We start from the raw sequence: 23,472 nt of genomic DNA on the forward strand, positions 1-23,472 counted from the left end.
ACCCACCGAGGAGCAGCCATGACCGACGCGAACCCCGTCCAGACCGAGCGGCACGAGACGACGACGGCGCCCCCGGCCCGGCCGGGCCGCGCCAGTCGCCTCGTCGGGCGGCTGCACAGCCGCCTCCTGACCGGAGGCGCCGAGCGCGGCGACGTGCCCGGCTGGGTGCTCGTGACCTTGATGACCGCCGGGCTCGTCATCGCGCTCTGGGCGGTCGCCGGGCCGTTGCTGACCAGCGCGTTCCAGGACGCCATCGAGGGGGTCAACGGGCCGTGAGCGGGCGAGGGGAGCGGGGGTCCGCAGTCACCGAGTTCGTGCTCGTCTCGGTGCTCGTGGTCGTCGTCTTCCTCGGCGTCGTCCAGGTGGCTCTCGCGCTGCACGTGCACTCCGTCCTGGTCGACAGCGCGGGCGAGGGCGCGCGTCTCGCGGCGCGGGCGGACCGCGGCGCCGACGACGGTGTCGTGCGCGCCCAGGAGCTCATCACTGCGTCCGTCGCCTCCCGCTACGCGGAGCACGTCACGGCGACGACGACGAGCGTCGACGGCCTCGCCGTCGTCGAGGTGCGCGTCGTCGCCCCGCTGCCCGTCGTCGGCGTGCTCGGGCCGTCCGGGGTCATGACGGTCGTCGGTCACGCCGTCGAGGAGCCCGCATGAGGGGCCTGGGCCGCGCCGTCCGTGGAGCCGGGGCCGCTCTCGCCCGGCGCTTCGACGCGCTGCGCCGAGGCGACGGTGACCGGGGCAACGCGCTCGTGGAGTTCATCGGTGCGACCGTGCTCCTGCTGGTGCCGGCGCTCTACCTCGTCGTGGCGGTGGCCCGCGTGCAGTCCGGGGCGCTCGCGGTCGAGAGCGCCGCGCGCTCCGTCGCGCGTGCCGTGGTGACCGCCGACTCCGCTGCTGCAGCCGCAGCCCGGGCGCAGACCGCCACCCGGCTGGCTCTCGCCGACCAGAGGCTCCCGGGCACGGCGGACGTCTCGGTCGAGTGCTCGTCGGACCCGTGCCACGTCCCGGGAAGCACCGTGGTCGTGACCGTCCGTTACGAGGTCGGCCTCCCCTTCGTCCCGCGCGGCCTGCTCGACGGGCGCTCGCTCGCGGTGCCGGTCGAGGCGGTGCAGGCGTCACCGGTCGACGAGCACGCCGTCGACCGGTGGTGACCGGGCGCATGGTGGGGCGAGCGGTGGCGCGACCGGCGGCCGGGGCGCGACGGTGCGCCCGGTGGCTGGCGCGACGCGTCGCCCCCGTGCACGGGCCGGGCGGTGAGGCATCTGCGGAGGACGGCCGGATCCTGCTCCTCGCCACGGGGTTCGTCGCCCTGGTGCTGGTGCTGGTGACCGTGGTGGTCTCGGCGACCGCGATCCACCTCGACCGCACGCGCCTGCTCGACGTCGCGGACGGCGCCGCCCTCGCCGCCGCCGACGCGGTCGCGGAGCAGTCGCTCTACCAGGGCACCGCGCCGCCGCCGGAGGTGGCCGGCGGCCTCGTCCTGACGGACCCGGAGGTGCGCGACGCCGTCGTCGACTACCTCGCGCAGAACCCGCGCGTGACCGCGGGGCTGGAGGACGTCGCCCTCGTGGAGGCCTCGACGCCCGACGGGCGCTCTGCACGGGTCGTGCTCACCGCGCGCTCCCGTCCCGTCCTGGTCAGCTGGGCCACCGCCCCGTGGTCCGACGGCGTCCTGGTGCGGGCCCGCTCGACGGCCCGGGCCTGGTGAACCGCGTACCCTGGACGCTCGTGGCCACCATCGACTTCCCGCACGAGATCAAGAACCTGCGCGCGACGCTGGAGACCATCAGCGCCGTCAGCGACCCGGACGCGCTCCGCGCGAAGATCGCCGAGCTGTCCGAGGCGGCGTCGGCCCCCGACCTGTGGGACGACCCGGAGGCCGCGCAGAAGGTCACCACCGCCCTGTCGCAGTCGCAGAGCGAGCTCGACCGCATCACGCACATGACCAGCGACATCGACGACCTCGAGGCCCTCGTGGAGATGGCGACCGAGGACGGCGGGGACGCCGAGACGCTCACGGAGGCGGAGGGCGAGCTCGAGGCGATCCGCAAGACGCTCGGCGAGCTCGAGGTCCGTACCCTGCTGGCGGGGGAGTACGACGTCCGCGAGGCGGTCGTGACGATCCGCGCGGGCGCGGGCGGCGTGGACGCCGCCGACTTCGCGGAGATGCTCCTGCGCATGTACCTGCGCTGGGCCGAGCGCCACGGCTACCCGACCACGGTGCTCGACACCTCCTACGCGGAGGAGGCGGGCCTGAAGTCGGCCACCTTCGAGGTCAAGGCGCCCTACGCGTTCGGCAACCTCTCCGTCGAAGCCGGCACGCACCGGCTCGTGCGGATCTCCCCGTTCGACAACCAGGGTCGGCGCCAGACGTCGTTCGCCGCCGTCGAGGTCATCCCGCTCATCGAGCAGACCGACTCCGTCGAGATCCCCGAGTCGGAGATCAAGGTCGACGTGTTCCGTTCCTCGGGTCCCGGCGGGCAGTCGGTCAACACCACCGACTCCGCGGTGCGCATGACGCACATCCCCACCGGCATCGTCGTCTCGATGCAGAACGAGAAGTCGCAGATCCAGAACCGCGCCGCCGCGCTGCGCGTGCTGCAGTCCCGCCTGCTCCTGGTGCGCCAGGAGGAGGAGAACGCGAAGAAGAAGGCGCTCGCCGGCGACATCAAGGCGAGCTGGGGCGACCAGATGCGGTCCTACGTGCTGCACCCGTACCAGATGGTCAAGGACCTGCGCACGGAGCACGAGGTGGGCAACACCGCCGGTGTGTTCGACGGCGACATCGACGGATTCATCGAGGCCGGGATCCGCTGGCGCAGGTCCGCGGAGCGCGACGCGCGCTGACGCAGCCCCGCGTCGGCGGTAACCGGCGCGGACCCGTGGTCCCCGCCGAGCTGCCTGCCGGGTGCCCGGGCGCGCGGCGTGTCGGTCATCCACGCCAGCTCGCGGTGCTTAGTGTCGATTCGCCCCCGGGTCCGAGCGACCCTGCCCCGAGCGAAGCGTGAGCTGTTGTGATCCGACTCGAGAACGTCACCAAGGTCTACGCGCGCGGCGCGCGGCCCGCGCTCGACGGCATCTCGCTGGAGATCGAGCGGGGCGAGTTCGTGTTCCTCGTGGGACCGTCGGGCTCGGGCAAGTCCACCTGCCTGCGCCTGGTGCTGCGCGAGGAGCGGCCATCCGCCGGCAGCGTGTTCGTCGCCGGGCGCGACCTCTCGACGCTCTCGAGCTGGAAGGTCCCCGACCTGCGCCGCAAGATCGGCATCGTGTTCCAGGACTTCCGGCTCCTGCCGAACAAGACGGTCTACGAGAACGTCGCCTTCGCGCTCCAGGTGATCGGCAAGCGGCGGCACACGATCCAGCTCGCCGTCCCCGAGGTCCTCGAGATGGTGGGGCTCGGCGGCAAGGAGAAGCGCCGGCCGCACGAGCTGTCCGGCGGCGAGCAGCAGCGGGTCGCGATCGCGCGCGCCTACGTCAACCGCCCGCCGATCCTGCTCGCGGACGAGCCGACCGGGAACCTCGACCCGACGACCTCGATGGGGATCATGCGCCTGCTGGACCGGATCAACCGCCAGGGCACGACGGTGGTCATGGCCACCCACGACGAGGACACCGTGAACCAGTGGCGCAAGCGGGTCGTCGAGCTGACCGACGGCCGCATGGTCCGCGACGAGGCGGAGGGCACCTACGACTCGGCGCAGTCGGTCGACCCCGAGACGGGCGCCGTCGTGCGCACGGTCCGCGCCACGGGGCCCCGTGACACCGAAGCCAGCGACACCGAAGCCAGCGACACCGAAGCCAGCGACACCGAAGCCAGCGACGCCGAAGCCAGCGACACCGAAGCCAGCGACACCGAAGCCAGCGACGCCGAAGCCAGCGACACCGAAGCCAGCGACGCCGAAGCCAGCGACGCCGAACCCCGCGACGTCGTCGTGAGCGAGGCCTGATGCGCGCGCAGTTCATCCTCGGCGAGATCGGCTCCGGGCTGCGCCGCAACCTGTCGATGACGATCTCGGTCGTCCTCGTCACGTTCGTCTCCCTGACGTTCGTCGGCGCCGCCGGGCTGCTGCAGATGCAGATCGGCAAGCTCAAGGACGACTGGTACGACCGCGTCGAGGTCACCGTCTACCTGTGCCCGCAGGACTCGCCGGCTGCCACGTGCGCCGGGGGCGAGGCCACGAAGGAGCAGATCGACGGGCTGCGCGACGTCATCGACGACGACCTCGCGGACTCTGTGCAGAAGACGTACGTCGAGACCAAGGCCGACGCCTTCAAGTCCTTCCAGGAGCGCTTCCCGGACGGGTACATGCAGGTGCCGCTCACCGAGGACGACATGCAGGCGTCCCTGCGCCTGAAGCTCACGGACCCGGAGAAGGACTACGTCGTGGTCAGCGACGTGCTCTCCGGGCGGCCCGGCGTCGAGTCCGTCGAGGACCAGCGGGCCATCTTCGAGCCGATCTTCCTCGCGATGAACCGGGCGTCGATGCTCGCGGCCGGGCTCGCCGGCGTGATGCTGCTGGCGGCCGTGCTGCTGATCACGACGACCATCCGGCTCTCGGCGTTCAGCCGCCGGCGCGAGACGAGCATCATGCGCCTGGTCGGGGCGTCGAACGTGTTCATCCAGCTCCCGTTCCTGCTCGAGGGGGCGATCGCCGCCGTGGTGGGCTCCCTGCTCGCGGTGGGCGGACTCCTGCTGGGGGTCAAGTACCTCGTCTCGGACTGGCTGGCCGAGTCTGTCTCCTGGGTCGCCTACGTCGACGCCTCGGACGTGCTCCTGCTCGCGCCCGCGCTCGTCGGGATCGCCTTCCTGCTCGCGGCGATCTCGTCCGTCGTGACCCTGCGCCGCTACACGAGGATCTGAGATGCTCCGCACCGTCCGCCGCGCGCTCGCGGCCTGCCTGGTCGCCGTCCTCGCCCTGCTCCTGGCCGTGCCGGCGCAGGCCGACGACATCGACGACCACCGCGCGCAGATCGAGCGCGAGAAGGCCGCCGCGCAGGACAAGCGCGAGGAGCTCGCCGGACAGCTCGAGGACACCGACGCCGCGCTCGCGCAGGCGGTCCTCGAGCTGCACGACATCGAGTCGCGCCTGCCCGCCGCCCGCCAGGAGCTGGCCGACGCCGAGGCGGAGGTCACGCGCACCACGCGGGAGGCCGAGCAGCTGGCGCAGCGCCTCGAGGACGCCCGGGCGCAGGAGACCCAGGTCACCGAGGAGATCGAGAAGAGCTCGGCCGAGGTCGACGGCGCGCGCTCCGACCTCGCCGAGATGGCCCGCCAGGCGATCCGCGGCGAGGGCGCGGTCAACGGGCTCGGCATCGTCACGGGGGCGCAGGACGCGGACGAGTTCGTCGCCGAGTACGCGGCCGTCGCGTCGGCGTCGCGCACCACCTCCCGCACGCTCGACGACCTGCGCGAGGCCGAGTCGGTCGCGCGCAACCGGTCCGAGCGGCTCGCCGCGATCCGCGAGACGATCGCCGACCTCAAGGACGAGGCCGACCAGAACGTCGTCGACGCGAAGAACGCGCGGCAGGCCGCCGCGGACCGCAAGGCGGAGATCGAGAACCTCCTCGTCCAGCAGAAGTCGAAGCAGGCGACGATCGAGGAGCGCAAGGCCGCCACGAAGGGCGACCTCGCGCAGGAGGCCGCCAAGCAGGACGAGCTCGAGTCGGACCTCAAGGCCGTCATCGCCCAGCAGGTCGCGCGCGACGAGCGGATCCGCAAGGCCAAGGCGGCGGCCGAGGCCAGGGCGAAGGCGGAGGCGAAGGCCGCCGCCGAGGCGCAGGCCCGGGCCGACGCCGCCGCCCGCAAGAAGTCCGGCTCGTCGTCCGGCGGCAGCTCCTCGGGCGGGTCCTCGGGCGGCGGGTCCTCGGGCGGTGGGTCCTCGGGCGGTGGCTCCTCGTCCGGCGGGTCCTCGTCCGGCGGCTCGTCCTCCGGCTCGAGCGGGTACCTGTCGTTCCTGCACTGGCCGACGTCGGACCACACGGTGACGTCGTCCTACGGGATGCGCTACCACCCGGTCTACGACGAGTGGCGGCTGCACTCGGGCACCGACCTGCGCGCGCACTGCGGCACCCCGGTGTACGCGTCGGCGTCGGGGACCGTCCTGTACACGCGGTACTGGGGCGGCAAGGGCAACCAGGTGATGGTCGACCACGGCTTCCACAGCGGACGCAGCGTGATGACGAGCTACAACCACCTCTCGCGGTTCGCGGTGTCGGTGGGCCAGCACGTCAGCCAGGGCCAGGTCGTCGGCTACTCCGGCAGCACCGGGACCTCGACGGCGTGCCACCTGCACTTCGAGATCTACATCAACGGCACGACGATCAACCCGATGACGGTGCTCTGACCGGCAAAGGACGTGATCGCCCGGCCCGGGTCGCGTAGATTGGTCCCTCGCGTGCGCAGACGGCGCGAGCGCGGCAGGTGAGGGAGTACGGACGATGGCGAAGGACGCGGGACGGTCGGTCATCGCCACCAACCGCAAGGCGCGGCACGACTACGTGATCGAGGACGTCTACGAGGCGGGCCTCGTGCTCAGCGGCACCGAGGTCAAGGCGTTGCGCCAGGGCCGGGCGTCGCTCGCGGACGGGTACGCGTCGATCGACGGCGGCGAGGCGTGGCTCGAGAACGTGCACATCCAGGAGTACACGCAGGGCACGTGGAACAACCACGCGCCGCGGCGGCGGCGCAAGCTCCTGCTGCACCGCGACGAGATCCACCGCCTCGAGATCCGCGCGCGCGAGAAGGGCCACACCCTGATCCCGCTGCAGCTGTACTTCCTGGACGGGCGCGTGAAGGTCGAGATCGCCGTCGGGCGCGGCAAGCGGGAGTACGACAAGCGCCAGACGCTGCGCGAGCAGCAGGACAACCGCGAGGCGCTGCGCGCGATGCGCTCCCGCGAGCTGCGCTGACGGTCGCGGAGAACGGCCGGCGGGCCTTCCTGCCGGGTGCAGCCGCCCGCGGCGCGTCGTACGGTACCGGGGTCCCTGTCCGTCCGACCGGCGCCGTCACGGGACGACGCCCGGAGGTAGCCCGTGGTCAAGCTCCGTCAGTACATCCCGCGCCTCGTCACCGGCGCGTACATCCTCAACTCGGGCCTCGGCAAGCGGGGCGCGGACGCCGAGACCGCGGCCGGCCTGCACGGCCTGGCCGCCGGCACCTACCCCTTCCTCGCGGACGTCGACCCGCAGGAGTTCGTCAAGACGCTCTCGACCGCGGAGATCGCGCTGGGCGCCGCGCTCCTGGTGCCGTTCGTGCCCTCCGGGCTCGTCGGCCTGGCCCTGGCCGGCTTCTCCGGCGGGCTGGTCGGCCTGTACCTCAAGACCCCGGGAATGACCCAGCCGGACGGCTTCCGCCCGACGCAGGAGGGCACGGCGCTGTCCAAGGACGTGTTCATGCTCGGCATCGCGGGCGGGCTGGTCGCCGACGCGCTGACCGGCAAGAGGTAGCGGCCGCCACCGCTGCCGGCGTCCCGCCAGGGCGTCTCGGCCCGCGTGGTGGGCGCCGGAAATAGTGGGGCCGCCGGCGGTGTTGACGGGTACGATGGACGAGTCCGGCCCGCGGCAGCGGGTCGGCGTCCGGCAGGTGAGGGCCCTCGGGCCCGGGCGTGCCGGTCTGCTTGACAACTGCACAGGGGGTGATCGGTTTCGACGGTGGTCGTGCTTCGAGGAGAAGCGGGCCGAGGATGCAGACTTATCTCGTTAACGATGTCTGCGAAACCATAGGTGCCGATAACAAGCGCACCGACTTCGCACTCGCCGCCTGAGCGAGTCTTCGAAGTCCGTCAGCCCGGGGTAGCTCTCGCCTCGGTTCCTGGCGTCAGACAGAGAGCCACTGCTCGCGATGCTCGTCGGTGGTATCGCGGGGACTCTTAGCCGACTGAGCCTGTCAGCACCTCGTCCGCATGAGTGCTGAGGCTGAGAAAATCGCTGCGGACTGCGCCCGGAGAAGTCCTGGAAAAGCGCTGCCGGACCGGGGTTCGATTCCCCGCACCTCCACCCCTGGGGTCCTGCCGGACCCGACGACGAAGCCCCCGCCCGGAGAACCGGGCGGGGGCTTCGTCGTGCGCCGGGCGCGCGGGCCGCCTCAGCGTCCTGCGCCCACGAGCTCGGTGTCCGTCGCGGAGCCGGACGGCCCTGCGGGGCCGTGGTCGTCGTCCTCGGGGCCGCCGCGCCCGCCCGCAGACCCCGAGGTGCCCTCCGCCCCTCGACGCCGACGGCGCCGGACGGCGAGGACCACGGCCGCCACGACCGCGACCGCGACGATCCACGGCAGCAGCACCCCCACGACGACGACCGCCGCGTTGAGGAAGCTCAGGAGGGCGTCCCAGCCCGTCGAGAGGCCGCCGAGGAAGCCGCCGGGGGAGAGCTCCGGCTGCGCGTCGGGCTCCGTGATCGAGATCGAGAGCGTGGACATCGCGACCTGGTCGCCGAGCGCCTTGCGCTGGCCCTCGAGGCTCTCGAGGTCCCCCTGCCTGCTCGTGAGCTGTTTCTCCGCGGCGAGCAGGTCGGACGTGGTGGCCGCCTTGGCCATGAGCTCCTCGAGGCGCTGGGTCGACGTGCTCAGCGCGAGGATCCGGGCGTCGAGGTCCTGCACGTCGGAGGTGACGTCCGTGCTGTCGATGCTCACGTCCCGGACGTCGCCCAGCTTGCCGAGCGCCTCGACCGTCCCGGTGACCGCGTCGGCAGGCACGCGGACGGTGAGGTCCGCGGAGGCCGCCGCGTCCTCTCCCGGGGCGGGCTCGTACCGGGTGCGGGCCTCGACGCGCCCGCCGGCGGTCTCGACCATCTGGGAGACCCGGTCGGACGCGCCGACCGGGTCGTCGGCCAGGACCGTGACGTAGCCGGTGGTGACGATGCTGCGGTCCTGGGCGGCGGAGCCGTCCTCGTCGGCAGCCTCGTCGGCCGCCGAGCCGGCACGGGCACCGGCACCGGCGTCGGCCACCGACGAGGCTGAGGTGTCGGAGGAGTCGGACGAGGAGCAGCCGGTCACCAGCGCGGCGGCGAGCAGCGTGCCGACGAGTGCGGCACCGGCGCGGCGCGGGAGGGCTCTCATGGGGCGAGCGTAGGGTTCGGCGGTTCGCGGCGCCCGGCTCGGTACCCGATCGTGACCGATCCGTGCTGACATCGTGATCCGGGCAATTCGCCCATCGCGCCCGCCCGTACCGTCGGCACCCGCGGCGCCCGCCGACCTGGGACGATGGCTCGCGTGCTGGTGTGCTGCGGGCTCGCGACCCTGGACGTGATGCAGACCGTCGAGCGGGTGCCGCGGGCGGACGAGAAGGTCGTCGCCGCGGGCGCGTCCGTGACGTTCGGCGGCCCCGCCGCCAACGCCGCGGCGACCGCCGTCGCGCTCGGCGTGCCGGCGCTGCTCGCCACCCGCGTCGGCGGGTCGCCCGCCGGCGCGCTCGTCGCGGCGGGGCTGTCGGCGGCCGGCGTCGACCTGCTCGACGTCGCCGGGCCCGACGACGTCCCGCCCGTGTCCACCGTCCTCGTCACCGCGGCGACGGGGGAGCGCGCCGTCGCCAGCACCAACGCCACGCGGGCCGGCGAGACCGCCCGCGCCGCGGGCACCGCGGAGGACCCCGACGTCGCGCAGCGCCTCGCGGGCCTCGCCGCGCCGTCGCGATGGCGCGAGGGCGACGTGCTGCTGCTGGACGGGCACCACCACGACCTGGCCCTCCTGCTGGCGCGCGTGGCCCGCGGCCGGGGCTCGACGGTGCTCCTCGACGGCGGGTCGTGGAAGCCGGGCACGCCCGAGCTGCTGGGGCTGTGCGACGTCGTCGTCCTCTCGGCGGACTTCCGCGTGCCGGGCGAGCCTGCCGACCGGACGGTGCGGGCGGTCGCCGGGCTCGGCCCGCGGTTCGTGGCCCGCTCGGCGGGCCCCGGCCCGATCGAGGTGCTCTCCGAGGGGCGGGAACGGGCGGTGGAGGTGCCGCGGGCGCGTCGCGTCGTGGACACGCTCGGTGCCGGCGACGTGCTGCACGGGGCTTGCGCCGCGGCGCTCGTCGGCGGCGCCACGCCGCTCGCCGCGCTCCGGAGCGCGGCCCGGACCGCCACCGGGTCGGTGGAGCACGCGGGAGCGCGAGGCTGGATCGCCGCGCGGCGCTGACGCGGGCCCTGCGGGTCGTGTTTCGGCGGATTTTCCTCTCGGCAACGATTTGGACACGGTCCGAACGAACCGTTGACACCGTGTTAGTAAGGTCGCTCTACTAACAAACATGACGACCGAGACCGACCGGACCGCGGCCCCCCGGCGCAGCATGCGCACGGTGCTGCGGCCCACGTCCAAGGTGCTCCCCGAGCACGCCCGGGCGCACAACCGCTCGCTCGTCCTGCAGCACCTCTTCCACGACGGGCCCACCTCCCGTGCGGACCTCGCCCGCGCCAGCGGCCTGACCCGGGTCACGATCTCCGACCTCGTCTCGGTCCTGATCGCCGAGGGGCTCGTCGAGGAGCGCGGCATCCGCCCCGGCCAGCGCGTCGGCAAGCCCGCGATCCTCGTCGGGATGCGGACCAGCGCGTACCAGATCGTCTCCGTCGATCTGACGGACGCCTCGCAGCTGCGGGGCGCGGTCATGGCGCTGACGGGGGAGGCGGTCGTGCACGCCGCGCTGCCCATCGACGGGCGCACCGGCGAGGACCTCGTCGACTTCGTCACCCGGTTCGTCCGCCGCCTGACGGCCTCCGCCACCCAGCCCGTGCTCGGCGTCGGCCTCGGCTCGCCGGGGGTCATCGACGCCACCGGCCACGTGATCGAGGCCCCGAACCGCGGCTGGTACCAGGTGCCCCTCGCGGCGGAGCTCTCCGACCGGCTCGGCCTGCCCGTGCACGTGGCCAACGACGCGAACATCGCGGCGCTCGCCGAGTTCACCTTCGGCGGCGCCGAGGGCTCCGGGTTCATGGTCGTGACGGTCGGCGCCGGGGTCGGCGCCGGTGTGGTCGTGGACGGCTCGCCCGTGCGCGGCCACGGCTACGCGGCGGGGGAGATCGGCCACGTCACCGTCGACCCGGACAGCGACCGGACCTGCGGCTGCGGCCGGGTGGGGTGCCTCGAGACGGTCGTCTCGGTGCCCGCCCTGCGGCGCGCGACCGCCGGGCTCGGTCGCGAAGGCTCCGACGCCGCGCTGGCGTCGGCGGGCAGGGTGCTGGGCGGCGCCCTGGCTCCTGTCGTGAGCGCGCTCAACCTCGCCGAGGTCATCCTCAGCGGGCCCGCGGAACTGCTCGACGGGCCGTTCCGGGAGGGCGCGCTCGAGGTCGTCCGCGCACGGACGATGCCGGTGGTCCACGCCGACCTCTCCGTGCGCATGGCCGCCCTCGACGAGGACGTTGTCCTCGCCGGGGCGGCGGTCCTCGTGCTCTCCGGACAGCTGGGGGTCTCGTGACCCCCACCCGGCGAGCACCCGAGCAGCACGGCACCCACCGCACGACGCAGCACCCCGCACCAGGCAGCACCAGTCAGCACGGCCGCTCCACGTAGTCCCGCCAGCTCGACCGACGGCGTCCCCAGCGCGCGTCCCAGCAGAAACCGAGAGGAAGTACCCCAGTGAAGAGGAACCGCCTCGTTGTCACCTCGGTGGCGTCGACGATCACCCTGACCATGGCGCTCGCCGCGTGCTCCAGCAGCGACTCGGACGACACCGCGGACGGCTCCGCGTCGTCGGGCGCGTCCAGCACGCCCGAGGCCGCGGACATCACCCTCTGGCTCGCCGGCGGCGACACGCCGGACGAGCTGCGCGACTACCTGAAGACGGAGTTCGCCAAGGAGAACCCCGGCTCCACGCTCACGATCGAGCAGCAGGAGTGGCCGGACCTGGTCACCTCGCTGACGACCGCGCTGCCCGACGCGAACAACACGCCCGACGTCGTCGAGGTCGGCAACACGCAGTCGCCCACGTTCACGACCGTCGGAGCGTTCCGCGACCTGACCCCGCTCTACGACGAGCTGGGCGGTGACAAGCTCCTCCAGTCGTTCGTCGACGTCGGCAAGGTCGGCGACAAGAACTACGCCCTGCCGTACTACTTCGGCTCGCGCTACATGTTCTACCGCGCGGACATCTGGAAGAAGGCGGGCCTGACGGCGCCGAAGACGCTCGCCGAGTTCGGCGACGACGTCAAGAAGCTGAAGACCGACAAGCAGTCCGGCTTCGCGATCGGCGGCCAGGACTGGCGCAACGGCATCTCCTGGATCTTCGCGAACGGCGGCGACCTCGCGAAGCAGGACGGCGACCAGTGGGTCTCGACCCTCTCCGACCCGAAGTCGGTCAAGGGCCTCGAGCAGTGGCAGGACGTGTACGAGGGCGCCTCCAACGCCCCGGCCACGGGCAAGGACCTCGCCTACTGGGACTTCCTCAACGACGGCGTCGACGGCGAGGCGCCCGAGGCGGCCACGATCATGGCGCCGGGATGGGCTCGTTGGTCCATCGGCGACATGACCAAGGGCGACGACGGCAAGGAGGTCCGCGACGGCATGGCCGACGACTCGAAGTTCGACATCTTCGGTCTCCCGGGCGTCGACGGCGGCCTGGCGCCGGTCTTCGCCGGCGGGTCCAACATCGCCGTCTCGGCGAAGTCGCAGCACCCGGAGCTCGCCGAGAACCTGCTCAAGATCGTCTTCTCGCCGGAGTACCAGCAGATGCTCGGCAAGAACGGGCTCGGCCCGGCGAACACGGACTACGTGTCCTCGCTCGGCGACGACAAGTTCGCGAAGACGACGATCGACACCGCGAAGGTCTCCAAGCTCACCCCGGCCGCGCCGGGATGGGCGTCCGTCGAGGGCGCCAACGTCCTGGAGGAGCTCTTCCAGAAGATCGCCGAGGGTGGCGACGTGACCCAGCTCGCGAAGACCTACGACGCGAAGATCACCCCCATGCTCAACGGGAAGTGACCTCCGCCCCGGACCCCCGGCCACCGCGGCCGGGGGCCCGGGCACGGGCGCCCCGCACGGCGGCGCGCGACCCACGCAGGCACGACCCAACGCAGATCCGCGCGACGGCGCCGGGGGACCGGTCGCCGCGTCACCGGGCGAGGCCCGGCCAGGGAGAGAACCATGACGACAACCGCGACCGGCGGCCCCGGCGCCGCCCCGGTCGAGGCGGCCGGAGCCCCGCCGCCCCCCGTCCGCCGGCGCCGGCGTCCGAGGACGCCGTACCTGCTCCTGGTGCCCGCCGTCGCGGTGCTCCTGCTCGGCCTCGGCTACCCGGTGTACTGGCAGGTCGTCACCTCGATGCAGGAGTTCGGCCTCGCCCAGCAGTTCGGCACCGCGCCGCCCGAGTTCGTCGGGCTCGCGAACTACGTCGAGATCTTCACCAGCGACGTCGTGTGGGTCGTCGTGGCACGCTCGGTGGCGTTCTGCCTCGTCAACGCGTTCCTCGCCGTCGGCATCGGGACGCTCCTGGCCCTGCTGATGAAGGGCGTGGGCACGGCCCCGCGCCTCGCGCTGCAGGTCGCGCTGCTGCTCGCCTGGGCGATGCCGATGGTGGCCGCGGTGACCGTCTGGAAGTGGCTGTTCGACTGGCGCCAGGGCGTCGTCAACTGGCTGCTCGTGCAGATCGGGCTGGGCTCGTTCGAGAACCACAACTGGCTCGCCCAGCCGCTGTCCTTCTTCTTCGTGGCCACCGTCATCGTCACCTGGATGTCGGTCCCGTTCGTGGCGCTGTCCGTCTACGCCGCGCTCACGCAGGTCTCCGACGAGGTGCTCGAGGCCGCGGCCCTCGACGGCGCGAGCGGCGCGAAGCGGTTCTTCTACATCATCCTGCCGATCGTCCGGCCGGTCGTCTCGATCGTCCTGCTGCTGCAGATCATCTGGGACCTGCGCGTCTTCGCCCAGATCCGGCTGCTGCAGGACGCGGGCGCGCCGGTGAGCGAGACGAACCTGCTCGGCAACTTCATCTACGAGCTCGGCATCGGGCGCCAGGACTTCGCCGGGGCGGCGGCGGTGTCGCTGTTCGTCCTCGCGCTGACGATCGTGCTCAGCTGGCCCTACGTGCGCACCCTTCTCAAGGAGGACGAGTCATGAGCGCCGCCCCCCTCGCCCCGGCCCGGCCCGCCGTGACCAGCGGCACGACGCCGGCCGGCCCCCGGCGGCCCCGGGTCCGCGCGGGCCGCGTCGCCGGGAACGTCGTCGCCGTCGTCGTCGCTCTGTGCTGGGTCTTTCCCGTCTACTGGATGATCAACTCGTCCTTCACGCCCGACGCCCGGCTGGGCGCGCGGACGCCGTCGTTCTTCCCGACCCACGGGACGACGGCCAACTACCGCGACGCCGTCGACGGGTCAGGTTTCTGGTCGGCGCTGCAGATGAGCCTGGCGATCACGCTCGTCACGGTCGTCGCGGTGCTGGCCTTCGCCTTCCTCGCCGCGCTTGCGATCAGCCGGTTCCGGTTCCGTGGGCGCAGGTCGTTCGTCGTGGCCGTGCTGTTCATCCAGATGCTGCCCGCCGAGGGCCTGTTCATCGCCCAGTACAAGATGCTCTCCGCGGCGGACCTGCTCAACTCGGTGGTGGGGGTCTCGGTGCTCTACACGGCCGCGATCGTGCCGTTCACCGTGTGGATGCTGCGCGGGTTCGTCGCCGGCATCCCGGCCGAGCTCGAGGAGGCCGCGATGGTCGACGGGCTCAGCCGGACGGGGGCGTTCCTCAGGATCACCTTCCCGCTCCTCGCGCCCGGGCTCGTCGCGTCCGGCGTGTACGCGTTCCTCCAGGCCTGGAACGAGTTCACGGTGGCCCTCGTGGCGCTGCCCGCGGAGGGCTCCCAGACGCTCCCGCTGTGGCTGCGCGGGTTCCTCAACGCCAGCGTGAACGAGGGCGTGAACTGGGCGCAGGTCATGGCGGCCTCGACCCTCATCGCGCTGCCCGTGATGATCTTCTTCCTGCTCGTGCAGAACCGGATGACCGGGGGCCTGGTCTCCGGTGCGGTCAAGGGCTGACGTGGCCGGGCCGATCATCGCCGGGCCGGCGGTCCGCACGGGAGGCGTCGGCGGGGGGTGCTCCGTCGGCCTCGACGTCGGCGGCACCAAGATCCTCGGGGTCCTGCTCGCCCCCGACGGGCGGGTCGTGCGCACGCTGCGGCGTCCGACGGTCCACGGGCCGGACGGCGTCGTGGCCGGCGTCGTGGAGATGGTGCGCGCGCTCCTCGAGCCCGACGGCACCGCGCCGGGCGCCCTCACGGGCGTGGGGATCGGCGTCCCCGGGCTGGTCGACCCGGTCTCCGGCAGCGTCCAGCACGCCGTGAACCTCGGCATCGGCGACGAGCCGTTCCCGCTCGCCGGTCGAGTCGCCCAGGCTCTGGGGGTCGCGGGCGTGCGGGTGGACAACGACCTCAACGTCGCCGCGCTCGGCGCGGCGCACCTGCTGCCGGAGGCCGACGTCGACCTCGCCTACCTGGCGCTCGGGACGGGCCTTGCCGCGGGCGTGGTGCTCAACGGCACGCTGCGGCGCGGCGCCGCGGGCGCCGCCGGGGAGATCGGGCACGTGCCCGTGGACCCCGCCGGCCCGTGGTGCGCGTGCGGGCAGCGGGGCTGCCTCGAGACCTTCGCCTCGGGGTCCGCGATCGCGTCCCGGCGACCCTCCCGGGACGGCACCCCCGCCCCGGCGCAGCTCCTCGCGGACGCGGACGCGGGCGACGCCGGTGCCGTCGCCGTGCGCGACGAGTTCTTCGACGCGGTGGCCTCGGCCGTCCAGCTCCTCGCGCTGACGTACGACGTCGAGCGGGTCGTCATCGGTGGCGGCGTCGCCGCGCTCGGCGAGCCGCTCCTCGCCGGGGTCCGCGCGGCCCTGGCCGAGCGCGCCGGGCGCTCCGCGTTCGTCGCGTCGCTCGGTATCACGGACCGGGTCGCCCTGAGCCCGGCCGACGTCCCCGTGGCCGCGGTGGGTGCTGCCCTCGTCGGCCGGAGAGAGGTCCTCTGATGGAAGTCGTCATCGCCCCCGCCGACGAGCTCGCGCGCCTCGCCGCGGACGCGATCGAGGAGAGGCTGCGGCGCGAGCCGGGGACCGTCCTCGGCGTCGCGACCGGCTCGAGCCCCCTGAAGGTGTACGACGAGCTCGCGCGCCGGCACGCGGAGGAGGGCCTGTCCTTCGCCCGCGCCCGCGCGTTCATGCTCGACGAGTACGTCGGCCTCGCGGCCGACCACCCCCAGCGCTACCGCAACGTCGTCGAGGCCGAGCTCGCCTCCCGCGTGGACCTCGCGCCCGGTGCGCTGTGCGGACCCGACGGCCTCGCCGACGACCTCCCGGCGGCGTGCGCGGCGTACGAGGAGGCCATCGCGGACGCCGGCGGCGTCGACGTGCAGATCCTCGGGATCGGCACCGACGGTCACATCGCGTTCAACGAGCCGGGCTCGTCGCTGGCGTCGCGCACGCGGATCAAGACGCTCACGGCCCAGACGCGGCAGGACAACGCGCGGTTCTTCGACGACGACCTCGAGCAGGTGCCGCGGCACTGCCTCACGCAGGGGCTCGCGACGATCATGTCGGCGCGCCACCTGCTGCTGCTCGCCACGGGCCGGGGCAAGGCCGAGGCGGTGCACCAGCTCGTGGAGGGCCCGGTGACCGCGATGTGGCCGGCGACGATCGTGCAGATGCACCCGCACGCGACCGTCCTGGTCGACGACGCGGCCGCGGGCCGGCTGCAGCTCGCCGACTACTACCGCCAGACCTACGCCTCGAAGCCGGGCTGGCAGGGCCTCTGACGCGGCACGCCCACCGGCCGACCGCACCCGCCGAGACGTCGAACTCCGCCCCTGATCCCGGAGGGATCGGGGCCGAATTCGACGTCTCGGCGGACGGGTGGTCGACGGGTGGTCGACGGGTGCCGGGCGGGTGGTCGACGGGACGTCGGTGGCGACACCTAGAATCGTGCGCATGAGCCAGAGCACTCCTGCCGGTCCCGAGGACCCGTACAACGACCCGTCGTCCGGCACCTCGACGAGCGTCCTCGAGCGCACCGAGGCCGAGGAGAAGGTCGAGCCCGGCGACCACGAGCGGTTCGCGCACTACGTGCGCAAGGAGAAGATCATGGCGTCGGCGATGTCCGGCAAGCCGGTGATCGCGCTCTGCGGCAAGGTCTGGGTCCCCGGCCGTGACCCGAACAAGTTCCCCGTGTGCCCGGTGTGCAAGGAGATCTACGAGGGTCTCCGCTCGCCTCAGGACGGCGACGGCGACTCCGACAAGTGAGCGACGGCGCCACCTCCCGCACCGACCACGCACCCGCCGCCGCCGAGGGCGGCCCCGCGCACCCCACCGGGCACGGCGGCGCCCACCCGGTACCGCAGACGCCCTCGCCCTTCGCCGCGTCCACGCTGTCGCCCGCGTTCCCGCGCCGCGCCCCGTGGGGCACGGCGTCGAAGCTGCGCGCCTGGCAGGCCGAGGCGCTCGAGCAGTACCGGCGTGACGCTCCGCGGGACTTCCTCGCGGTCGCGACCCCCGGCGCGGGAAAGACGACGTTCGCGCTGCGCGTGGCCACCGAGCTGCTCGAGGCGGGCACGGTCCGGCGGGTGACGGTGGTCGCGCCGACGGAGCACCTCAAGCACCAGTGGGCGGACGCCGCGGCACGCGTGGGCATCCGGATCGACCCGAGCTTCCGCAACAGCCAGGGACGGCACGGCGCGCACTACGACGGTGTCGCGCTCACCTATGCCCAGGTCGCGGCGAAGCCCGCTCTGCACGCCGCCCGGACCTCTGCCGCGCCCACGCTGGTGATCCTCGACGAGGTGCACCACGGCGGCGACGCCCTCTCGTGGGGCGACGCGGTGCGCGAGTCGTTCGAGGGTGCGACGCGGCGCCTCGCGCTGACCGGGACGCCGTTCCGCTCGGACACCGCCGCGATCCCGTTCGTGCGCTACGACCGCGACGCACACGGCATCCGCCGCTCGGTCGCGGACTACACGTACGGCTACGGCGACGCGCTGCGCGACCACGTCGTGCGCCCCGTGCTGTTCCTCACCTACTCGGGGCAGATGCGCTGGCGCACCCGCGCCGGCGACGAGGTCAGCGCCCGGCTCGGCGAGGACCTGACCAAGGACCTCACCGCCCAGGCATGGCGCACCGCGCTCGACCCGCAGGGCCAGTGGGTCCCCTCCGTCCTGGCGGCGGCGGACACGCGGCTCAGCGAGGTCCGGCGCGCGGTCCCGGACGCCGGTGGGCTGGTCATCGCGACCGACCAGACGGACGCCCGGGCGTACGCGGGTCACCTGGCCCGGATCACCGGCAGGTCGCCCGTCGTCGTGCTCTCGGACGACGACGGGGCGAGCAGCCGGATCGAGGAGTTCGCCGACGGCGACGCGCGGTGGATGGTCGCCGTCCGCATGGTCTCGGAGGGAGTGGACGTCCCGCGCCTCGCCGTGGGCGTGTACGCGACGTCGACGTCGACCCCGCTGTACTTCGCGCAGGCGGTCGGGCGGTTCGTGCGGGCGCGACGGCGCGGGGAGACCGCGTCGGTGTTCCTGCCGAGCGTGCCGCACCTCGTCGACCTCGCGAACGCGATGGAGGTCGAGCGCGACCACGCCCTCGACCGGCCCCTGACGGCGGAGGAGCAGGGCGAGGACTTCACGCCCGAGGACGCGCTGCTCGCCGCGGCGAACCGCGAGGAGAAGGCGTCCGACGACGGGGTCCAGGGCAGCTTCGAGGCGCTCGACGCGCAGGCGTCGTTCGACCGTGTGCTGTTCGACGGCGGCGAGTTCGGCACGGGTGCGGACGTGGGCAGCGAGGACGAGCAGGACTTCCTCGGGCTGCCGGGGCTGCTCGACGCCGACCAGGTCGCCACGCTGCTGCGTCAGCGCCAGGCGAGCCAGGTGTCCTCGCGCTCCCGGCGCGCGGCCGAGGCCGACCGCTCCGAGCTGGAGCACCGCCGGGTGGCGGAGCTGCGCAAGGAGCTCTCCCAGCTCGTCTCGGCGTGGGCGCGGCGCAGCGGGCAGCCGCACGGCTCGGTGCACAACGAGCTGCGGCGCAGGTCCGGTGGCCCGGAGGTGCCGCTGGCGACCGCCGAGCAGCTCGACGCGCGGATCGCCGTGGTGCGCGGCTGGTTCGTCGGCAAGCGCTGAACCGTCGCCGGGTCCCTCCGGGGACGCGGCTCAGTCCAGGGTGATCGTCTGCGTCGGGATGGCGGGCTCGCCGGCCGACAGCCGGCGCGCCCCCCGGGGCAGCTCGGCCCGGGAGTCGGCATGGCGCTCTGCCGCCTTGCGCACCCCCGAGTGGCCGGTCCAGCGCGAGTCCACCGACCCCTCGGCGACGAGCGGCACCTGCAGGAGGCGCAGCGTGGCGTCGCCCCCGCCGTCCCAGCGGTCGACGGCGTCCCGCGTGCCGGTGGCCAGCACCTCGGCCACCGCCCGGCCGTCCTCGTCGTACCGGCGTGCGGCGGCCTTGCGGCCCCCGACGCTCGTCTTGGCGGTGGACGCCTTGGCGACCGGTCGCACGACGCCCTCGGAGTCCTCGCGCGCGACGAGCTTGTAGACCATGCCGCAGGTCGGGGCGCCGGAACCGACGACGAGCTGCGTGCCGACACCGTAGGAGTCCACGGGTGCCGCCGCGAGCGCCGCGATCGCGTGCTCGTCGAGGTCGGACGTGACGGTGATCTTCGTCCTCGTCGCGCCGAGCTCGTCGAGCCGCCGGCGCACGTCCACCGCGAGGCCCCCCAGGTCGCCCGAGTCGAGCCGCACGGCGCCCAGACCCGTGCCGGCGGCCGCCACGGCGTGCTCGACGCCGGCGAGGACGTCGTAGGTGTCGACCAGGAGCGTGGTCCCCACCCCCTGGGAGGCGACCTGCCCGGCGAAGGCCGACTCCTCGTCGTCGTGCAGGAGCGTGAAGGCGTGCGCGGCGGTGCCGATGGTCGCCAGGCCGTAGCGGCGCCCCGCCTCGAGGTGGGAGGTGCCCGCGAACCCGGCGACGACGGCGGCGCGTGCGGCGGCGACGGCCGACTCCTCGTGCGTGCGGCGCGCCCCCATCTCGAGGCACGGGCGGTCGACGGCGGCGCTGGTCATGCGTGACGCCGCGGCGGCGACGGCGGAGTCGTGGTTGAGCACCGACAGGACGAGCGTCTCCAGGAGCACCGCCTCGGCGAAGGTCCCCTCGACCGTCAGCACCGGCGACTGCGGGAAGTAGGTCTCGCCCTCGGCGTAGCCGGTGACGGATCCGGTGAACCGGTAGCCGGCGAGGTACTCGAGCGTCGCCGCGTCCACCACCCGCTCGCGCTCGAGCCACGCCAGGTCGGCGTCGTCGAACCGGAAGTCCGCCAGCGCCTCGAGCACGCGGCCGGTCCCGGCGAGGACGCCGTAGCGCCGGCCGGCGGGCAGGCGGCGGGTGAACACCTCGAAGATGCTGTGGCGGTGCGCGGTGCCGTCGGCGAGCGCGGCCTGGAGCATGGTCAGCTCATAGCGGTCGGTGAGCAACGCCGTCGTCATGGGGGACACCTTATGGCGCGGGCTGTGCCGACGCGTGCCGCCGCGTGCCGCCGCGTGCTGCCGCGTGCCCCGCTCCTCGGCGCGCACCGTCCGGGCGCCACCTAGAGTGGTCGGGTGAGCGAGACGACGACCGGGGTTCCCGGCGGTGCGGGCACGGACGTGCTGGAGCGGACGCGCCCGGAGCGCGCCGGGTCGGTCGGCGACGCGTGGTCGACCGTGGTGTGGAACGACCCGGTCAACCTCATGTCGTACGTCAGCTACGTGTTCCGCAGCTACTTCGGCTATGACGAGGCGCGGGCCCGCACCCTGATGCTCCGCGTGCACGAGGAGGGCCGGGCGGTCGTGTCCCACGGCGGCCGCGAGAAGATCGAGGTCGACGTCCGCGCGATGCACGGGTTCGGGCTGTGGGCGACCATGCAGCGGGGCTCCGCGTGAGGGCCTTCCGGCCGCACGCGCTCGGCTATGTCGCCGAGCTCGACGCCACCGAGCGGATCGTCCTCGCGCAGGTGGTCGGCGACGTCGCCCAGATGCTGCAGGACGCCGCTCCCGGCACCGGCGGCCCCGACGACCCCGCGGTCGCCCGGCTGCTGCCCGACGCCTCGCGCGACGACGCCGAGGTCTCCGCGGAGTTCCGGCGCCTCACGCAGACGGAGGTGGCCGCGGGCAAGGTCGACGGGCTGCTGAGGTTCGCGCGCCTGCTGCTCGACGACGAGCCGGAGCCCGGGACCCGGTCGCCGTTGCTCGTGCGCCGCGAGGACGGTCGGGTGGTCGCCGCGGCGCTGACCGACCTGCGCCTCGTGCTGGCCTCGCGGCTCGGGCTCGAGACGGACGCCGCGGTCGAGGCGCTGCACGAGGAGCTCGGCAGCGAGGACGATCCGGTCGACCCCGCAGACCCCGTCGAGACCGACGGTCCCGAGGACGCCGCGGGCGCCGCCGGGCCGGGGCCGCGACGGTTCTTCGCGAGCGTCTTCCTCACGGCAGGGTGGCTCCAGGAGTCGCTCGTGGAGGGGATGCTGGCCGACCTGCCGCGCGGCTGATCCGTGCCCGGGCGCGACACGCCGTCCCACCAGGGACGTCGTGGCTCCCGGCGTGCGTGTCGCGAGATTGTCCGTATGGTTCCTCCTCGTGACCGGGGCACCACGCCCCGGCGTCGTGGAAGGGACCCACAGTGCCTCTCTGGCTCATCATTCTCATCGTCGGTGTCATCCTGGTGATCGTCGGCTTCGCCGGCGTCGGCCAGATCCTCATCTGGATCGGCGTCGTCATCCTGGTCGTCAGCCTCGTGATCTGGCTGCTGAACCGGGGCAAGAGCCGGGTCTAGCGGGTCCCGCCGAGCGCGGGACCCTGAAGCACGCACGCGGCGCACGTCGTCCGGATCACACCGTTCCGGGGCGTGCGCCGCGGCGCGTCCGGATAGTCTCGGCCGGGTGAACGACGCACCCATCGGGATCTTCGACTCCGGCGTGGGCGGGCTGACGGTGGCCCGGGCCATCCTGGACCAGCTCCCCGGCGAGGCCCTGCACTACATCGGGGACACCGCGAACAGCCCCTACGGCCCCAAGCCGCTCGCCGCCGTGCGGGCGATGGCGCTGTCGATCATGGACGACCTGGTGGACCAGGGCGTGAAGATGCTCGTCATCGCCTGCAACAGCGCCACGGCGGCCGTGCTGCGCGACGCGCGCGAGCGCTACACGGTGCGCCACGGCCTGCCGGTCGTCGAGGTGATCCTCCCCGCCGCCCGTCGCGCCGCCGCGGCCACGCGCAACGGTCGCATCGGCGTCATCGGGACGCAGGCGACCATCACCTCCCGCGCGTACGACGACGCGCTCGCCGTCGCGCCCGTCACCCTCGTCTCGCAGGCGTGCCCCGAGTTCGTGCGCCTCGTGGAGGCGGGGACGACGTCGGGGCCCGAGGTCCTCGACGTCGCGCGGACCTACCTGGAGCCGGTGCGCGACGCCGGCGTGGACACCCTGGTGCTCGGCTGCACGCACTACCCGCTGCTCACCGGCGCGATCTCCTACGTGATGGGCGACGACGTCACCCTCGTCTCTAGCGCCGAGGAGACGGCGAAGGACGTCTACCGCACCCTCGTCGCGCAGGGGCTGGAGCGTTCGCGGGACGCCGGGCCGCCGCGGCACCGGTTCGTCGCGACCGGCAGCCCCGAGCCGTTCGACCACCTCGCGCGCCGCTTCCTCGGCCCCGAGGTCGCGCTGGTGGAGGCCCGCTGATGCGCCTCGTGACGGTCGGCGTCTCGGGCTCCTTCGCGGGGCCGGGCTCCCCGGCGTCGTGCCACCTGGTCCAGGTCCCCGCGGACGTCTCGCCGGACGGGCGGGAGTGGAACGTGGTGCTCGATCTCGGCAACGGTGCGCTCGGGGCGCTGCAGCGCGCGGTCGAGCCGCTCGACCTGGACGCCGTCGCGATCTCCCACCTGCACCCCGACCACTTCGTCGACCTGTGCGGGCTGTACGTGTACCTGCGCTACCACCCCGAGCGCGGCACCGAGCGCACCGGCGGCCACCCGCGGCGCGCCGGCGGGCTGCCGGTGCTGGGCCCGGCGGACGTCGCCGAGCGCGTGGGCGCCGCGTACGGCCTGGGTCCCGGGGAGCACATGGGCGGCCAGCTCGACTTCCGCGCCTGGTCGGCGGGGGAGCAGGTCGCCGTCGGCCCGCTCGTGCTCGAGCCGTTCCGCGCCTACCACCCGGTCGAGGCCTACGGCGTGCGGGTCACCGGCCCGTCGAGCGCGCGGCCGGGGACGACGGCGACGCTCGTCTACACGGGGGACACCGACTACAGCCCGGGCGTCGTCGAGGCCGCGCGCGACGCCGACCTGCTGCTGTGCGAGGCGGCGTTCCACGAGGGGCGCGACGACTGCGTCGAGCCCGGCATCCATCTCACCGGGCGCGGCGCCGGGCGTGTGGCGCGCGAGTCGGGCGCCCGCCGGCTCGTGCTGACCCACCTGCCGGCCTGGAACGACCCCGCGGTCACGCTGGCCGAGGCGCGGGCCGAGTACGCCGGGCCGGCCGAGGTCGCGACGGGCGGCGCCGCCTTCACGCTCTGAGCCCCGCTCACCGGGGCGCCGCTAGGGTGG

General features: G+C 73.6%; 25 protein-coding genes, 1 other RNA gene and 1 pseudogene. 25 read left to right on the forward strand and 2 right to left on the reverse strand.

What is annotated here, in order from left to right; translation table 11 throughout:
- Positions 1–18 precede the first annotated feature (18 nt).
- The 11 genes and pseudogenes from EDF32_RS04840 (at position 19) to ssrA (ending at position 7,997) form a co-directional block, all read left to right on the forward strand.
- Positions 19–276 carry a hypothetical protein gene (locus EDF32_RS04840; RefSeq protein ID WP_123307396.1) on the forward strand — a complete coding sequence of 86 codons (258 nt, stop codon included), beginning with the start codon at positions 19–21 and terminating at the stop codon, positions 274–276.
- Entirely contained in the window at positions 273–653 is a 381-nt protein-coding gene (locus tag EDF32_RS04845) for a TadE/TadG family type IV pilus assembly protein (RefSeq protein ID WP_123307397.1), read from the forward strand. Before EDF32_RS04840 ends, EDF32_RS04845 begins: the two co-directional genes overlap by 4 nt.
- Positions 650–1,150 carry a pilus assembly protein gene (locus tag EDF32_RS04850; protein ID WP_233565711.1) on the forward strand — a complete coding sequence of 167 codons (501 nt, stop codon included), beginning with the start codon at positions 650–652 and terminating at the stop codon, positions 1,148–1,150. Before EDF32_RS04845 ends, EDF32_RS04850 begins: the two co-directional genes overlap by 4 nt.
- 23 nt (positions 1,151–1,173) lie before the next feature.
- Positions 1,174–1,707, forward strand: a complete 534-nt coding sequence (locus EDF32_RS04855; protein WP_233565712.1) for a pilus assembly protein TadG-related protein — start codon at positions 1,174–1,176, stop codon at positions 1,705–1,707.
- Positions 1,708–1,727: 20 nt separating this feature from the next.
- The gene (gene prfB, locus EDF32_RS04860) at positions 1,728–2,846 is read left to right on the forward strand and encodes a peptide chain release factor 2 (RefSeq protein WP_123307652.1); all 1,119 of its coding nucleotides are present in this window, start codon (positions 1,728–1,730) and stop codon (positions 2,844–2,846) included.
- A gap of 167 nt (positions 2,847–3,013) precedes the next feature.
- Positions 3,014–3,694 (forward strand): annotated as a pseudogene (ftsE, locus tag EDF32_RS04865) (cell division ATP-binding protein FtsE); the annotation flags it as partial.
- A 251-nt stretch (positions 3,695–3,945) separates the two neighbouring features.
- Positions 3,946–4,860, forward strand: coding sequence for a permease-like cell division protein FtsX (gene ftsX / locus EDF32_RS04870; protein ID WP_123307398.1), 915 nt, complete (start codon positions 3,946–3,948; stop codon positions 4,858–4,860).
- 1 nt (position 4,861) lies between these two features.
- Positions 4,862–6,343, forward strand: a complete 1,482-nt coding sequence (locus tag EDF32_RS04875) for a M23 family metallopeptidase (protein ID WP_123307399.1) — start codon at positions 4,862–4,864, stop codon at positions 6,341–6,343.
- Positions 6,344–6,437: 94 nt separating this feature from the next.
- On the forward strand, positions 6,438–6,908 hold the full coding sequence (smpB, locus tag EDF32_RS04880; protein ID WP_123307400.1) for an SsrA-binding protein SmpB: 471 nt from the start codon (positions 6,438–6,440) through the stop codon (positions 6,906–6,908).
- Positions 6,909–7,031: 123 nt separating this feature from the next.
- Positions 7,032–7,445 carry a hypothetical protein gene (locus tag EDF32_RS04885; RefSeq protein ID WP_123307401.1) on the forward strand — a complete coding sequence of 138 codons (414 nt, stop codon included), beginning with the start codon at positions 7,032–7,034 and terminating at the stop codon, positions 7,443–7,445.
- A gap of 184 nt (positions 7,446–7,629) precedes the next feature.
- Positions 7,630–7,997: a transfer-messenger RNA gene (gene ssrA, locus EDF32_RS04890) on the forward strand.
- Positions 7,998–8,082: 85 nt separating this feature from the next.
- On the opposite strand, the gene EDF32_RS04895 is transcribed toward ssrA, so the two are convergent.
- Positions 8,083–9,051 carry a DUF4349 domain-containing protein gene (locus EDF32_RS04895; protein WP_158614057.1) on the reverse strand — a complete coding sequence of 323 codons (969 nt, stop codon included), beginning with the start codon at positions 9,049–9,051 and terminating at the stop codon, positions 8,083–8,085.
- Between the two features lie 144 nt (positions 9,052–9,195).
- Between EDF32_RS04895 and EDF32_RS04900 the strand changes: the two genes are divergently transcribed.
- The 9 genes from EDF32_RS04900 to EDF32_RS04945 all read left to right on the forward strand — a co-directional run bounded on the left by EDF32_RS04900 (position 9,196) and on the right by EDF32_RS04945 (position 19,028).
- Positions 9,196–10,107 (forward strand): PfkB family carbohydrate kinase, encoded by a 912-nt coding sequence (locus EDF32_RS04900; RefSeq protein WP_123307403.1) that lies wholly within the window; start codon positions 9,196–9,198, stop codon positions 10,105–10,107.
- 109 nt (positions 10,108–10,216) lie between these two features.
- Positions 10,217–11,380, forward strand: a complete 1,164-nt coding sequence (locus EDF32_RS04905; protein WP_123307404.1) for an ROK family transcriptional regulator — start codon at positions 10,217–10,219, stop codon at positions 11,378–11,380.
- A gap of 161 nt (positions 11,381–11,541) precedes the next feature.
- On the forward strand, positions 11,542–12,882 hold the full coding sequence (locus tag EDF32_RS04915) for an extracellular solute-binding protein (RefSeq protein ID WP_233565714.1): 1,341 nt from the start codon (positions 11,542–11,544) through the stop codon (positions 12,880–12,882).
- Positions 12,883–13,044: 162 nt separating this feature from the next.
- Positions 13,045–14,013 (forward strand): carbohydrate ABC transporter permease, encoded by a 969-nt coding sequence (locus tag EDF32_RS04920; protein WP_123307407.1) that lies wholly within the window; start codon positions 13,045–13,047, stop codon positions 14,011–14,013.
- The gene (locus tag EDF32_RS04925; protein WP_123307408.1) at positions 14,010–14,918 is read left to right on the forward strand and encodes a carbohydrate ABC transporter permease; all 909 of its coding nucleotides are present in this window, start codon (positions 14,010–14,012) and stop codon (positions 14,916–14,918) included. The genes EDF32_RS04920 and EDF32_RS04925 overlap by 4 nt, the downstream gene beginning before the upstream one ends.
- Position 14,919: 1 nt before the next feature.
- On the forward strand, positions 14,920–15,897 hold the full coding sequence (locus EDF32_RS04930) for an ROK family protein (RefSeq protein ID WP_233565715.1): 978 nt from the start codon (positions 14,920–14,922) through the stop codon (positions 15,895–15,897).
- A complete protein-coding gene (gene nagB, locus EDF32_RS04935; RefSeq protein WP_123307409.1) occupies positions 15,897–16,679 on the forward strand; it encodes a glucosamine-6-phosphate deaminase in 783 nt (260 codons plus the stop codon). The genes EDF32_RS04930 and nagB overlap by 1 nt, the downstream gene beginning before the upstream one ends.
- 172 nt (positions 16,680–16,851) lie before the next feature.
- Positions 16,852–17,163: a DUF3039 domain-containing protein gene (locus EDF32_RS04940; protein WP_123307410.1), complete on the forward strand. Its 312-nt coding sequence runs from the start codon at positions 16,852–16,854 to the stop codon at positions 17,161–17,163.
- A 125-nt stretch (positions 17,164–17,288) separates the two neighbouring features.
- Entirely contained in the window at positions 17,289–19,028 is a 1,740-nt protein-coding gene (locus EDF32_RS04945; protein ID WP_233565749.1) for a DEAD/DEAH box helicase, read from the forward strand.
- Between the two features lie 30 nt (positions 19,029–19,058).
- Here EDF32_RS04945 and EDF32_RS04950 read toward each other — a convergent pair whose 3' ends face one another.
- Complete coding sequence (locus tag EDF32_RS04950) at positions 19,059–20,393, reverse strand: nicotinate phosphoribosyltransferase (RefSeq protein WP_255414242.1); 1,335 nt, start codon at positions 20,391–20,393, stop codon at positions 19,059–19,061.
- Positions 20,394–20,498: 105 nt separating this feature from the next.
- On the opposite strand from EDF32_RS04950, the gene clpS reads away from it, so the two are divergent.
- From clpS to EDF32_RS04970, 5 genes are all read left to right on the forward strand, one after another.
- A complete protein-coding gene (gene clpS / locus EDF32_RS04955; RefSeq protein ID WP_123307413.1) occupies positions 20,499–20,819 on the forward strand; it encodes an ATP-dependent Clp protease adapter ClpS in 321 nt (106 codons plus the stop codon).
- Positions 20,816–21,421: a DUF2017 family protein gene (locus EDF32_RS04960; RefSeq protein WP_123307654.1), complete on the forward strand. Its 606-nt coding sequence runs from the start codon at positions 20,816–20,818 to the stop codon at positions 21,419–21,421. Before clpS ends, EDF32_RS04960 begins: the two co-directional genes overlap by 4 nt.
- 131 nt (positions 21,422–21,552) lie before the next feature.
- Positions 21,553–21,705 (forward strand): hypothetical protein, encoded by a 153-nt coding sequence (locus EDF32_RS14660; protein WP_199734821.1) that lies wholly within the window; start codon positions 21,553–21,555, stop codon positions 21,703–21,705.
- A gap of 106 nt (positions 21,706–21,811) precedes the next feature.
- Positions 21,812–22,612, forward strand: coding sequence for a glutamate racemase (gene murI, locus EDF32_RS04965; RefSeq protein WP_123307414.1), 801 nt, complete (start codon positions 21,812–21,814; stop codon positions 22,610–22,612).
- Positions 22,612–23,442: an MBL fold metallo-hydrolase gene (locus EDF32_RS04970; RefSeq protein ID WP_123307415.1), complete on the forward strand. Its 831-nt coding sequence runs from the start codon at positions 22,612–22,614 to the stop codon at positions 23,440–23,442. Before murI ends, EDF32_RS04970 begins: the two co-directional genes overlap by 1 nt.
- Positions 23,443–23,472: the final 30 nt, after the last annotated feature.

Origin of the sequence: Cellulomonas sp. PhB143 (genome assembly GCF_003752595.1) — a bacterium.
GTDB lineage: Bacteria > Actinomycetota > Actinomycetes > Actinomycetales > Cellulomonadaceae > Paraoerskovia.